General features: G+C 64.1%; 12 protein-coding genes. 4 read left to right on the top strand and 8 right to left on the bottom strand.

Annotation, left to right across the window (positions count from 1 at the left end; genetic code table 11):
• Positions 1-139 precede the first annotated feature (139 nt).
• Positions 140-1,957, top strand: coding sequence for a caspase family protein (locus tag NLM25_RS30220; protein WP_254139414.1), 1,818 nt, complete (start codon positions 140-142; stop codon positions 1,955-1,957).
• Positions 1,958-2,030: 73 nt separating this feature from the next.
• On the opposite strand, the gene NLM25_RS30225 is transcribed toward NLM25_RS30220, so the two are convergent.
• The 4 genes from NLM25_RS30225 to thiD form a co-directional block, all read right to left on the bottom strand.
• On the bottom strand, positions 2,031-3,014 hold the full coding sequence (locus tag NLM25_RS30225; protein WP_254121347.1) for a threonine/serine dehydratase: 984 nt from the start codon (positions 3,012-3,014) through the stop codon (positions 2,031-2,033).
• A 62-nt stretch (positions 3,015-3,076) separates the two neighbouring features.
• Positions 3,077-4,120, bottom strand: coding sequence for a glycosyltransferase family 1 protein (locus tag NLM25_RS30230; RefSeq protein WP_254121348.1), 1,044 nt, complete (start codon positions 4,118-4,120; stop codon positions 3,077-3,079).
• 13 nt (positions 4,121-4,133) lie between these two features.
• Entirely contained in the window at positions 4,134-4,946 is an 813-nt protein-coding gene (locus NLM25_RS30235; protein ID WP_254121349.1) for a UDP-2,3-diacylglucosamine diphosphatase, read from the bottom strand.
• A gap of 229 nt (positions 4,947-5,175) precedes the next feature.
• Positions 5,176-5,976: a bifunctional hydroxymethylpyrimidine kinase/phosphomethylpyrimidine kinase gene (thiD, locus tag NLM25_RS30240; protein ID WP_254139415.1), complete on the bottom strand. Its 801-nt coding sequence runs from the start codon at positions 5,974-5,976 to the stop codon at positions 5,176-5,178.
• Positions 5,977-6,105: 129 nt separating this feature from the next.
• On the opposite strand from thiD, the gene NLM25_RS30245 reads away from it, so the two are divergent.
• Positions 6,106-6,351: an Lrp/AsnC family transcriptional regulator gene (locus NLM25_RS30245; protein WP_014493934.1), complete on the top strand. Its 246-nt coding sequence runs from the start codon at positions 6,106-6,108 to the stop codon at positions 6,349-6,351.
• Positions 6,352-6,398: 47 nt separating this feature from the next.
• Here NLM25_RS30245 and NLM25_RS30250 read toward each other — a convergent pair whose 3' ends face one another.
• Positions 6,399-7,328: a cytochrome c gene (locus NLM25_RS30250; protein WP_254139416.1), complete on the bottom strand. Its 930-nt coding sequence runs from the start codon at positions 7,326-7,328 to the stop codon at positions 6,399-6,401.
• A 153-nt stretch (positions 7,329-7,481) separates the two neighbouring features.
• On the opposite strand from NLM25_RS30250, the gene NLM25_RS30255 reads away from it, so the two are divergent.
• Positions 7,482-7,898: a CHRD domain-containing protein gene (locus NLM25_RS30255; protein WP_254139417.1), complete on the top strand. Its 417-nt coding sequence runs from the start codon at positions 7,482-7,484 to the stop codon at positions 7,896-7,898.
• Positions 7,899-7,989: 91 nt separating this feature from the next.
• Here NLM25_RS30255 and NLM25_RS30260 read toward each other — a convergent pair whose 3' ends face one another.
• The gene (locus NLM25_RS30260) at positions 7,990-9,558 is read right to left on the bottom strand and encodes a winged helix-turn-helix domain-containing protein (protein WP_254139418.1); all 1,569 of its coding nucleotides are present in this window, start codon (positions 9,556-9,558) and stop codon (positions 7,990-7,992) included.
• 166 nt (positions 9,559-9,724) lie between these two features.
• On the opposite strand from NLM25_RS30260, the gene NLM25_RS30265 reads away from it, so the two are divergent.
• Positions 9,725-10,036, top strand: a complete 312-nt coding sequence (locus NLM25_RS30265; protein ID WP_254139419.1) for a DUF1127 domain-containing protein — start codon at positions 9,725-9,727, stop codon at positions 10,034-10,036.
• A gap of 88 nt (positions 10,037-10,124) precedes the next feature.
• Here the strand turns inward: NLM25_RS30265 and NLM25_RS30270 are convergent, their stop codons facing one another.
• Together NLM25_RS30270 and NLM25_RS30275 are read right to left on the bottom strand one after the other, a co-directional pair.
• Entirely contained in the window at positions 10,125-11,408 is a 1,284-nt protein-coding gene (locus tag NLM25_RS30270) for a cystathionine gamma-synthase family protein (RefSeq protein ID WP_254121356.1), read from the bottom strand.
• Between the two features lie 396 nt (positions 11,409-11,804).
• Positions 11,805-12,251, bottom strand: a complete 447-nt coding sequence (locus NLM25_RS30275; protein WP_254121357.1) for a cytochrome c — start codon at positions 12,249-12,251, stop codon at positions 11,805-11,807.
• Positions 12,252-12,288: the final 37 nt, after the last annotated feature.

Genomic DNA, 12,288 nt, shown 5'->3' on the forward strand with positions numbered 1-12,288 from the left:
TTCACCATAGCAGGTTCCGAGCGTGATTCAGATCACGCAGCCTACCATGGTGATCGCGATCACGGACCCAAGGGCTCGAACGCGGCCAGGCTTGCTCGCAACCAATCTCGTATCGAGATCAGTGCCAGAGGAGCACACCATGTTCCGCCTAAAGCCTTTCCTGATGACCGCCAGCCTCGTGGGAAGCCTGTTCGGCTTCGCCTGCGGCCCTGTTTCGGCGCAAGTCGCCCCGGTCCAGCCGGCTCCTACGGCGCTGCAGGGGCCTGAGCAGCGGGTCGCGCTGGTGATCGGCAATTCGAACTACCAGAACGCGCCGCAGCTCGCGAACCCCGACAACGACGCGCAGTCGATGTCGCAGTTCCTGAACTCCGCCGGCTTCGAGGTGGTTGCCGCGACCGACCTGACCCAGAACGACATGCTCCGCGTCGTCCAGGACTTTTCGGCCAAGGTCGCTTCGCGCGGCCCCAACACCGTGGCGATGGTCTATTACGCCGGTCACGGCGTGCAGCTCGCCGGCGAGAACTATCTCGTTCCGGTCGACGCGAAGGTTTCGAACCCCACCGAGCTCGTGAGCAATTCGGTGCGCCTCGTCGACGTGATGTCGACGCTGGAGACGATCCCGAGCCGCATGCGCATCGTGATCCTCGATGCCTGCCGCAACAATCCATTCCCCACCGTCAACGACGCCGGCCGCGGCCTCGCCATCGTCGACGCCCCGAACGGCTCGATCGTCGGCTACTCGACCGCCCCGGGCGCGGAAGCGCAGGATGGCGCCGGCGGCCACAGCCCCTATACGCAAGCCTTCCTGAACGTCGCGCGCGAGCCCAACGTGCCGATCGAGCAGCTGTTCAAGCGTGTGCGTCTCGAGGTGAACCAGACCACCAGCGGCGCGCAGATCCCGTGGGAGAGCTCGTCGCTGACCTCTGACTTCACCTTCTTCGGCGACACCGCCGTTGCCGCCAACCGCGCGCCGGTCAACACGCCGGTGGTGCAGATGGCCTCCAACCTGCCGAGCCGCTCGACGCGCCAGGCCTACGACTACGTCGTGTCCGAGGGACGGCCGGAGTACTATCAGGAGTTCATCACGATGTACCCGCACGACCCGCTGTGCGACCACATCCGCTGGCTGCTCTCCAATCTCCTGATCTCGCAGGCCTGGCACAAGGCTGTGCTCGCGAACTCGCCGCTCGGTTACAAGACCTTCTACGACAGCTACGGCAACAGCCCCTATGCGCAGTCAGCGCTGAAGTTGCAGGTCCAGCCGAAGCTGATCCCCCTGATGCAGGCAACCAAGTTCCTGGCTCCGCAGAACATCAACCCGACCTTCAAGATCGGCAATCTCGGCCAGCCCAAATACATGCCGCTGCAGCAGGGCAATGGCGGGTCGCAGATCAATGGTAACTTGCCGATCGGGCAGAAGCCGGTGGACGGTAACGTGATCGGCAAGCTCGGCAATGGCGGCCAGATCGTCAACCTGCCGGCGGGCAACAACCAGCCGACCCAGCCAAACGGAACGCCGTCGCAGACCCCGGGCAAGATCGTCACCCTGCCCGCGCCGACCAACACGACCAGCAACAATGGCGGCATCGGCAAGATCGTGACGCTGCCCGCGACCAACACCAACCAGAATGGCGGCAGCAACAATGCCGGCACGAACAATGGCAAGCCGGGCAAGATCGTGAGCGTGCCGGTGAATGTCGGCAAGGGCGGCTCGAACGTCGATGCGAAGCCGGTCGTTCAGACCCAGAACCACCCGATCCGTGTCAACAACGGCGTGAAGATCGTCAACACCCCGGTGAACAAGGTGCAGGTGCAGAACAACCAGCAGAACACGCGCCCGCAGTTCAACACGGCCAACCGGATCGTCAACAATGGCGGCAACAACAATTTCCGCCAGTCGATGAACCAGGCGCAAGGCAATAACGGCGGCAACAATCATCGCGGCTTCATGCGCTGATCGCGGCAAGCGAAACGAAGAAGGGGCAGAGCGAAAACGCTCTGCCCCTTCTTCATGTCAGAACATCAGGAACTCAGGCCACCAGCTCGGCGAACAGATCCGCATCGACATTGCCGCCGGAGAGCACGATGACGACGTTCTTGCCGGCAACGTCGAGACGCCCCGCGAGCAGCGCGGCAAGGCCCACTGCGCCGCCGGGCTCGACCACGAGCTTCAGCTCGCGATAGGCAAACGCCACGGCCGCGCCGACTTCCTTGTCCGACGCAGTGACGCCCCGCGCCAGCAGCTTGCTGTTGATCGCAAACGTCATCTCGCCGGGGATCAGGGCCATCAGCGCGTCGCAGATGGTGCGGCCCGCCGGCCCATGCGGCTCGCGATGCCCCGCGGTCAGCGAAATGCCGTGGTCGTCGAACGCTTCGGGCTCGGCCACCACGATCTCGGCCTGCGGGTAGCGCGCCTTCACGGCGGTCGCGACGCCGGCGATCAGGCCGCCGCCGGAGGCCGGCGCCACCACGATGTCGGGGGCGAGCCCGAGCGTCGCCATGTCCTCGGCGATCTCGCGGCCGGCCGTGCCCTGCCCCGCGATCACGAAGGGATCGTCATAGGGCCTGACCAGCGTCGCGCCGCGCTTCTCGGCGATGCCGCGCGAGATCGCCTCGCGGTCGTCGCGGTCGCGGTCGTACAGCACGACCTCGGCGCCGTAGGATTTGGTGCGCTCGCGCTTCGACAGCGGCGCATCCGCGGGCATCACGATGGTCGCCTGCATGTCGAGGATCTTTGCCGCCGCCGCCACGCCCTGGGCGTGGTTGCCGGAGGAGAATGCGACGACGCCGCCGGCGCGCTTGTCCTGCGGGATCGAGAACACCTTGTTGAAGGCGCCGCGGAACTTGAAGGAGCCGGTGCGCTGGAGCATCTCCGGCTTCAGGAACACTTTGGCACCGACGCGCTCGTTGAGCACGGGAAAGGACAACAGCGGGGTGCGGATGGCGAAGGGCGCGATCACGCGCGCTGCGGCATCGATGTCGGCAGGGCCGATCGGGAGGAGCTGTTCGGTCATATCAGAACTTTATCGCGGCAGCCTCGGCGCGGGCAAGACACCTCCGCGAGAGGATTTCCCCTTTACGCGACGAAGCGTGGCTGTTCCGCCCCATTCCGGCCCGGCAGCACCGCGCCGACCGCCTCAATGCTGTCCACAAATACCCGGGCCGAGGCCTCCCAGGTGTAGCTGGCGGCGAATTCGACGCAGTCCTGCCGGGAGACGCCGAGCGCCGCAAAGCAGGCATTGCGCAGATCGTGATCGAGCGCGCCGACCGGCGCATCGCCGATCACGTCACGGGGTCCCTTCACCGGGAAGGCCGCGACCGGCAGGCCGCTGGCGAGCGCCTCCAGCAGAACCAGGCCGAACGTGTCGGTCTTGCTGGGGAATACGAACACGTCGGCAGCTGCATAGATCTCCGCCAGCGCCTCGCCGTGCTTCTCGCCGAGGAAGATCGCGTCGGGATAGGCCTGTTCGAGCCCGGCGCGCGCCGGGCCGTCGCCGACGATCACCTTGGTGCCGGGCAGATCGAGGTCGAGGAACGCCTCGAGATTCTTCTCCACCGCGACGCGGCCGACCGAAAGGAATACCGGCGCCGGCAGGCAGAGGTCGATGGCGCGGGGATGGAACAGCTCGGTGTCGACGCCGCGCGGCCACAGCACGACATTGTCAAAGCCGCGCTCGCCAAGCTCGCGGGCCAGCGCAGGCGTCGCCGCCATCACGGCGCGGCTGGGGCTGTGGAAACGGCGCAGCGCCCGCCAGATCAGCGAGCCCGGAACCGGCACACGGGCGCGGACATATTCGGGAAAGCGGGTGTGGAAGCTGGTCGTGAACGGCAGCTTGCGCTGGCGGCAGTAGCGGCGGACCATCAGGCCGATCGGCCCTTCCGTCGCGATATGAATGCTGTCGGGGCGCGCCTCCTCGATCAGCCTCGCGATTCGCGCCGGACGCGGCATGGCGAGCCGCACGTCGCGGTAGCTCGGCATCGCAAAGGTGCGGAACGATTGCGGCGTCAGGAACGTGAACTCGACACCGAGCCCCTTGGCCGCGTCAGCGAGCTTGGTCAGCGTCCGAACCACACCGTTGACTTGCGGGTGCCAGGCGTCGGTCGCGACCAGGATGCGCATCAAGCTGCCCTTGTTATGCAGCCTTGGCTGCGACCTGCGGGACCTGCGCCGGCTTCTGCGCGTGATCCGCCCAGGTGATGATCTCGAAATGGCCGTCGTCGTGCTCGACCAGCGCCGTGCAGCTCTCGACCCAGTCGCCGCAATTCATGTAGCGGATGCCGCCCTCGTCGCGGATCACGGCGTAGTGGATGTGGCCGCAGATCACGCCGTCGGCGTCGTGGCGCCGCGCCTCGGCGGCGAGCGCCTGCTCGAACGCGCCGATATAGTTGACCGCATTCTTGACCTTCTGCTTGGCCCATTGCGACAGCGACCAATAGGGTACGCCGAACATGCGCCGGAAGAAGTTGACGAAGCGATTCATCTGGATCGCGAAGTCGTAGGCCTTGTCGCCGAGATGGGCGAGCCAGCGCGCGTTCTGCACCACGAGGTCGAAGATGTCGCCGTGGATGACGAGATAGCGCTTGCCGTCCACGCCGGTGTGGACGGTGTTCTCGACGACGTCGATGCCGCCGAAATGCGTGCCGTAATAGTTGCGCAGGAACTCGTCGTGATTGCCGGGGATGTAGATGACCTTGGCGCCCTTGCGCGCCTTGCGCAGCAGCTTCTGGACGAGGTCGTTATGCGATTGCGGCCAGTGCCAGCTCGATTTCAGCGCCCAGCCATCCACGATGTCGCCGACGAGATAGATCGTGTCGGCGTCGTGGTAGCGCAGGAAGTCCAGCAATAGGTCGGCTTGAGAACCGCGGGCTCCGAGATGAACGTCGGAGATGAACAACGTGCGAAAGCGCCGTTCCGGGCTCTCGTCACTCGCATCGTAACTTCCCATGCGCCAGCCTGTAACAAATGTCCCGTGACAGGGGGATGACAGATTGAACCTTTGAGGCACCCTCAGATACGAATCAGACCTTGCCTCGCCCTCCCCGCGAATATCAGTCGCATGCGACAATCAGGCGACATGGCGCCGCAGCGGCCTCCGCAAGAAGGACGGAACTGTCGGCTGAATGGGTTAACGGCGGCGCTCCCGCGCACCGCTGACGGAGCGTTCGTGGCCGGCGTCAGTAAAACTTGTGGAAATGGTGGACTGGCCCGTGGCCATGACCGACGCTGAAACGGTCGGCGGCCGCGATGGCCGCGCTGATCCAGGCCTTGGCGTTGCGCACGGCGCGCTCGAGATCCTTGCCCCTGGCAAGCCCGGCGGCGACGGCCGAGGACAGCGAGCACCCCGTGCCATGGGTGTTGCGGGTAGCGATGCGCGGCGCCGCTAGTGCGATCGCTTTTCCCGAATCCACGAGATAGTCGGTGCTCTCGGCGCCCTCGCCGTGCCCGCCCTTGATGAGCACCGCGCCGCAGCCGAGCGCCAGCAGGCGTCGTCCCTGAGCTTCGATCTCGGCCTCGCTCGCCGCGACGGGCTCGTCGAGAAGAGCGGCGGCCTCGGGCAGATTGGGCGTGATCACCGACGCCAGCGGCATCAGTCTTGTGCGCAGCGCCTCGACGGCCTCGGCCGCGAGTAGGCGATCGCCGGAGGTTGCGACCATCACGGGATCGAGCACGATATGCCGCGGCTTCCAGCGCGACAGAGCGGCGGCGATCGCATCGATGCTGGCGACTTGGGCCACCATGCCGATCTTCACCGCGCCGACCTCGAGATCGGAGAACACCGCGTCGATCTGCGCGGTGACGAACTCGGCCGGCACCGCGTGGATGCCGGTGACGCCGCGCGTGTTCTGCGCGGTCAGCGCCGTGATGGCGGACGCGCCATAGACGCCGAGCGCGGCAAAGGTCTTGAGGTCGGCCTGGATGCCGGCGCCGCCGCTCGAATCGGAGCCGGCGATGGTGAGCGCCACGGGCGTCGTCATGGGGTGATTTTCCGCTTCCTGGGGACCATGGCCCGTCCTAGCGCGCACCCCGCCGGCTCGCAAGTTCGCTTGCTAATTCCGGCCGGTTTTGGCCTATTAGCCGCCAGATACGCCTTCGGAGTGACTGCAATGGTTCCTTTTTTCGTCCAGATCAAATGCAAGCTCGGCCAGTCCTATACGGTCGCCAATGCGCTTGCCGAAGCCGAGATCGCCTCCGAAATCTACTCCACGGCCGGCCATTACGACTTGCTGGTGAAGTTCTACGTCGACAAGGACACCGACATCGGCCACTTCATCAACGAGAAGGTGCAGGTGCTGCCGGGCATCCAGGACACCCTCACCATCATCACCTTCAAGGCCTTTGGCGCGAGCTGACTGCCCGCAATTGACGTGCCTCGCAGGTTTGCGAGGCGGATCGCCAATCACGTGCCGCTTTCCTTGCGCTTCGGCCGTGCCGGCCCGTCCACCGGCGGCAGCGACTTGATGTAGTCCGCCATCGCCGCGAGATCCTCGTCCGGCAAATGCGAGATGTTCTTGATCACGCGCGTCATCGCGCCGCCGACGCTGTCGCCATCGGGCAATTCGCCGGTCTTCAGGAAATAGGCGATGTCCTTCGCGCTCCACTCGCCGAGACGCTTCTGCGTGATGTTGGGCACCCAGCCCTCGCCTTCCGGATTGGGCCCGCCGGCAAAGCGTTCGCCGGAGATGATGCCGCCAAGCGCATTGCGCGGGCTGTGGCATTCGGCGCAATGGCCAAAGCTGTTGACGAGATAGGCGCCGCGATTCCATTGCGGCGACTTCGTCCCGTCGGCAACGAACGGCTTTCCGTCAAGAAACAGGAATTTCCAGATGCCGATGTTGCGCCGGATGTCGAACGGAAAGCGCACGTCGTGGTCACGCACCTTGCCTGCGATGGGCGGCAGCGTTTTCAGATAGGCAAAGAGATCGAGCACGTCCTCTCTCTTGGCGTGCTGATAGGACGTGTAGGGAAAGGCCGGAAAGTAATGCTCTCCGTCCGGCGAGACCCCATGCATGACCGCGTTGACGAAATCGGCGTCGGTCCATTTGCCGATGCCGTAGGTCGGATCGGAGGAGATGTTCGGCGCATAGAACGTTCCGAACGGGGACTTGATCGCGACGCCGCCGCCGAGCCTGGTACGGTCGGGTTGGTCGGGAGTGGCATGGCACGAGGCGCAGCCGCCGGCATTGAAGATCACTTCGCCATTGGCGAGGTTCGGGACGTGAGCAGGCGCGGTGCCGGCGGCCGCCACCACCGGTGCACTGAGCCACCAATAGGCGCCGGCAGCGATGACCGCGGCAAGCAGCGCGACGAGAATTGTTCGTTGCAACATGCAGATCCATTCATTGCTTGCCGCGAACTTATGACCGATGTCCACGCAGCTCCAGCCACGAAGAATTTAGCCTGCGCGGGGCGGAAACGGGAATAAACTGAAACGGCCACTGTTGGAAGTTTGGCAGGCCAGCGAGGCCTCAGGGAGAATGTCATGAAGAAGACCGTCATCGCCATGGTCGCGCTCGGCGCCGCAGCTTTTGCAGCCCCCGCCGGCGCCGAAAAGCTGAAAGCAACGCTCGACGGCAAGTCCGAGGTGCCCGCAACCACCACCAGTGGCACCGGAACCGCCGATCTGGACTATGATGCCGCCAGCAAGAAGCTGTCCTGGAAGCTCAGCTATTCCGGTCTGTCCGGCCCGGCAACGGCCGCCCATTTCCACGGGCCCGCCGAGGCCGGCAAGAACGCCGGCGTCGCGGTCGCGATCCCGAATGCGACGTCCAGCCCGGTCGAGGGCTCGGCGACGCTGACCGACGCACAGGCCGCCGATCTGCTCGCGGGCAAGCTCTACGTCAACATCCACACCGCGGCCCATCCGGGCGGCGAGATCCGCGGCCAGGTGACGAAGTAGGCTCCAAGGCTGAGGCGGACGCGAAGGCTGGGCGCTGGAGGGAGCGTCCGGCCTTTTCGATTCCGCACGCCGCCAGGTGGCCCGCACACGCTCATTCCGGCATGCCGGCAACCCGGAGCGCTTGCGTCAGCTTTTCGGCATCTTCCCGTCGGGTGTATCGCCACGTGTACGCATTGATACGCTTGTTGGGACATAGCTTCATCGTGTCGGCGCAAGTCCGCCGCGCTTCCTCGACGTGGCCTGATGCGGCGTGACATGCCGCCAGAATGAATTGCGCAGGCGGAAAGATCGGTATCAGCCTGATGGCGGCTTCCGCGCAAGCCAAGGCGTCTTCGTTGCGGTCAGCAAGAAAATGACCAAAAGCCAAGCCCGTCTGGGCGTTGGCGCTCCCGTGGGGATGAAGCGGGTTCAAACGCAATGCAATGCTGAATTGCTCGATTGCGGCGTCACCACGACCAAGCCAAAGTTGGCTCCAACCGTTCCAATGTCTTGCGATAACGAGATTGGGATCCAGCTTTATCGCGCGCACGAGAAGGGCATCGCCTTCCTCGACCTCGCCTGCCATCTGGGAGAGCGCGTGTCCGGCCATCGCAAGCACCGACGGATCATTCGGGTCTAGCTCGACCGCTCGCCTCGCCAGCCGCTGGGCTTCACTGCATTCGCGGGCCGCATCAGTGACCCAGTCGAAAACGTTCCTCAGGATGTAGCAACGGGCGCCGAGCGCGTATGCGCGCGCGAATTCGGGATCGATCTCGCGTGCAGTCTTTGCGAGCTCGATAGCCTCGATGCTTGCCTCCTCGGTAAATTTGAAGAAGGCGGCGAACGCCCTGAGATAATAATCGTAGGCCTGCAGGTTGTCGGTGGGTTTGCGCTGGGCGCGCTCGATTTCGGCGCGCTCCAGTCGCGGGGAGATTGCGCCGATGACGCTGCTCGTCAGCCGATCCTGCAGGTCGAAAATATCTTCGATCTCACTGTCAAACCGGTCCGTCCAGAGATGCAGGCCGGTCGCCGCGTCGATCAACTGACCGGCTATTCGGACTCGATTGCCGGCCTTGCGCACACTGCCTTCGAGCACGTAGCGAACGCCCAGCTCCTGACCGATCTGTTTGACGTCGATCGCCCTGCCCTTGTAGGCCAGAGTCGAATGTCTCGCGATGACGAAAAGAGACTTCGAACGCGATAGGCCCAAAATGATGTCCTCAACCATGCCATCGGCAAAATAGTCCTGCTCCGGATCGGAGCACAGGTTGGCGAATGGAAGGACCGCGATCGAGGGTTTGTCGGGAAGCGAGAGCGCAGGTTTCGGCGTCTCGGCCCCGCCGTCGGCGACTGCTCCGCCGTCGGCGGTAAGCGTTTCACGGACCTGACCGACGAAGCGGAAGCCTCTGCGGGGCAGAGTTCTTATCAGCCGCTGCTCTTCGCCGGAATCCCCGATCGCGCAGCGCGCACTGTTGAGGCGGGTCGTCAGCGCGGCGTCGGACACGCAGCGCCCCTGCCAAATGGCATCGATAAGTTCGTCCTTGCCTACGACGCGCTCCCGGTTGCGGATCAGGTAATCGAGGAGATCGAACGCCTGTGGCGCAACGGAGATCCGATCCGCTCCGCGATGCAGCTCTCGCCGACCGGCGTCGAATGCATACTCCTCAAAGAGATAGCGCAAGGTGCGAATCCCTTGGGTAGGTCCCCCCGGCGACCGGGTGGACGTTCGGCCTGTTGGACATGCAAGAATAAGCCGCCGGTAGGGAAAATGTAAGCTGCCGGTCAAGCGCGCCCGTCGGTCTTGGGGCACCTTTGTAAGGTGGAAAGCACCTTCCGGAGGCACCGAAATGACCATGATCCACGGTACAATGTGGCTGGAACGGAGGTCGACATCAACACGACACGTCCCCAGCCTGATCCGTCAATACTGGGATGCCTTTCAGGCACGTCGCGAGCGCCGGCGATTGCGCGCCACGTTGTCAGATTTGAATGACCGGGAGCTGATGGACATCGGCACCACCCGCGGCGAGATCGACTACGTTGCCTCGAACCCCGATGTCGATCCGCGAGACATCGTGAACTATTCGCGAGGGGCGCAAGTGCGGAGCCAAACGAGATCCATCACCGATCAATCGGTCCCCGCCGGACCAACCGTTTAGCGCTGTGGCTCGTCGCGCCAAAGACGGCACGTCAGAGCCAGGTACAGGGCATTGATGGGCGCGCTTCGGCAGTTTCCGGCCTGCCCCCTCAAGCCGCGTTCAGCGCCTGCGCGAGGTCCGCGATCAGGTCCGACGGGTTTTCGATGCCGATCGACAACCGGATCGTGGAATCGAGGACGCCGATTTTCCGGCGGATGTCGGCGGGAACGCCGGAATGGGTCATCGTTGCAGGCAGGCTCGCGAGCGATTCCGTTCCACCGAGGCTCACCGCCAGCTTGAGGATTTGCAGCGCGTTGAGGAATTTCACGGCCGCTTCCTTGCCACCGGCGATGTCGAACGAGAACGTGGATCCCGCCCCGAGGCATTGCCGCGCGAACACAAGTCCGGCCGGCGAAGCCTCCTCGTGATGACCGAGATAGTGAACCTTGGCCACCTTGGGGTGATCGCGCAAATAATCCGCCACGAGGCGCGCGTTCGCATCGGCCTTTTCCATGCGCAGGCTCAGCGTCTCGAGCGACCGGTTGATCATCCAGCAGGAATGCGGATCGAGCTGGGTGCCGATGGCGCCCCTCAGCGCCTTGATGCCTTTCATCAGCGCCTTCGAGCCGAGCGCGGCGCCCGCGATCAGGTCGGAATGACCGCCGACATATTTGGTGAGCGAGTACAGGGAAATATCCGCGCCATGCTCGATCGGCCGCTGAAACACCGGTCCGAGCAGCGTATTGTCGCAGGCGATGATCGGAACGTGTCCCTGGGTCTTCCCGATGGCCTCGGCGACACGGCGGATCATCGCGATATCGACGAGGCCGTTGGTCGGGTTGGCCGGGGTTTCGATCAGAATCATCGAAACCCGCCCCTTGCCCACGGCCTCCTCCGAGGCCTGCCTGACCAGGGCTTCATCGACGCCGTCGGCAAAGCCGACCGCGCCGATCGACAGACGCGCAAGGGTGTTCGTCAGCAGGGTTTCCGTCCCGCCATAGAGCGGCTGGGAGTGCAGAATGACATCGCCAGGGCGGACGAAGGCCAGGATCGTGGTTGCGATGGCCGCCATGCCGGACGAGAACAGCGCACAGCTCTCGGTGCGCTCGTAGATCGCGAGCCTGTCCTCGACGATTTCGCTGTTGGGATGATTGAAGCGCGAATAGACCAGGCCCGCGCCCATCCCTTCCGGCGGCTCGCGCCGGCCGGCGACGAAATCGAAAAAGTCCTGCCCGTCGTCCGCGGTCTTGAACACGAAGGTCGAGGTCAGGAACACCGGAGGCTTGATGGCGCCTTCCGACAGTTGCGGATCATAGCCATAGGTCAGCATCAGCGTCTCGGGATGCAGCATGTGGTTGCCGATGTGCGTCTTCGACGGGAACGGTTTTGCCATGGCCTGTCTCGCTGTTTTGATTCAGTGCTCGCGGCGCTGGAGCTTTCGCGATGATGGAGCAATCAGAATCGGATGCGTTCCGACAGCTCACATCAACGTCGCCGCAGTTGGCGTAAAGATAGCTGCTCCAGCAGCGATCCGTCAGGGCTTGCGAACAGAATTTCCTGCGCACCGACTCATTGCTGGTCACGAGGTCCGTAGCCCGGATGAACGAAGCGACATCCGGGATAGGTTTCGCAACGCGTACAGCTGTCCCGGATTTCGCTTCGCTCATCCGGGCTACGAGACTGGACGCCGAGGCAACAAAAAAGGCGGCCGCTTTCGCAGGCCGCCTTTTCGTTTCTATCGGTCCTGTAGCCCGGATGGCGCGCAAGCGTAATCCGGGTTACGAACCCCTCAGCTGTTCTTCACACGGAAGGTCTCGTGGCAGCCGCCGCATTCCTTGCCGACCGCCGGAAAATTCGCCTTGAGCGAATCGATGTCCTTGATCTTGCCCTTGGCCTCGCCGACGACCTTGGCGAAGCTTGCGATCTTGGCATCGAAGCCGGCCTTGTCTTCCCAGACCTTCGGCGAGGCGCTGTAGTCGCCCTCGGGCTTCATGCCCTTGGCGCTGGCCGGAAACAGGTTCGGCAGCTTCTTGGCGGTATCCTCGAACTGGGCCAGCGCGCTGTCCACCGTGGCCTGGTCGTAGGGCTTCTCGCCCTTGACAATCGCCGCCACCGCGCCGGCGTTCTTGCCGTTGCCCTTCATGAGGGTCTGAACTTCCTTGACGGAGGCCTGCTCCGCCCAGACGGCGCCCATGCCGAGCAGCAGCACGCTCCCGACAACCAAAACTCGCTTCATTCGCAAAATCCCTTTCCCATGATGCAGGATCGTGCTG

The sequence above is a fragment of the Bradyrhizobium sp. CCGB01 genome, from assembly GCF_024199795.1.
Lineage (GTDB): Bacteria > Pseudomonadota > Alphaproteobacteria > Rhizobiales > Xanthobacteraceae > Bradyrhizobium.

Bases quoted from the DNA above. Each gene is read 5' to 3' on its own strand.
- NLM25_RS30250 (WP_254139416.1), bottom strand. From the start codon at position 7,328: ATGTTGCAACGAACAATTCTCGTCGCGCTGCTTGCCGCGGTCATCGCT.
- NLM25_RS30275 (WP_254121357.1), bottom strand. From the start codon at position 12,251: ATGAAGCGAGTTTTGGTTGTCGGGAGCGTGCTGCTGCTCGGCATGGGC.
- NLM25_RS30255 (WP_254139417.1), top strand. From the start codon at position 7,482: ATGAAGAAGACCGTCATCGCCATGGTCGCGCTCGGCGCCGCAGCTTTT.
- NLM25_RS30270 (WP_254121356.1), bottom strand. From the start codon at position 11,408: ATGGCAAAACCGTTCCCGTCGAAGACGCACATCGGCAACCACATGCTG.
- NLM25_RS30245 (WP_014493934.1), top strand. From the start codon at position 6,106: ATGGTTCCTTTTTTCGTCCAGATCAAATGCAAGCTCGGCCAGTCCTAT.
- NLM25_RS30235 (WP_254121349.1), bottom strand. From the start codon at position 4,946: ATGGGAAGTTACGATGCGAGTGACGAGAGCCCGGAACGGCGCTTTCGC.
- NLM25_RS30265 (WP_254139419.1), top strand. From the start codon at position 9,725: ATGACCATGATCCACGGTACAATGTGGCTGGAACGGAGGTCGACATCA.
- NLM25_RS30220 (WP_254139414.1), top strand. From the start codon at position 140: ATGTTCCGCCTAAAGCCTTTCCTGATGACCGCCAGCCTCGTGGGAAGC.
- NLM25_RS30230 (WP_254121348.1), bottom strand. From the start codon at position 4,120: ATGCGCATCCTGGTCGCGACCGACGCCTGGCACCCGCAAGTCAACGGT.
- NLM25_RS30225 (WP_254121347.1), bottom strand. From the start codon at position 3,014: ATGACCGAACAGCTCCTCCCGATCGGCCCTGCCGACATCGATGCCGCA.
- thiD (WP_254139415.1), bottom strand. From the start codon at position 5,976: ATGACGACGCCCGTGGCGCTCACCATCGCCGGCTCCGATTCGAGCGGC.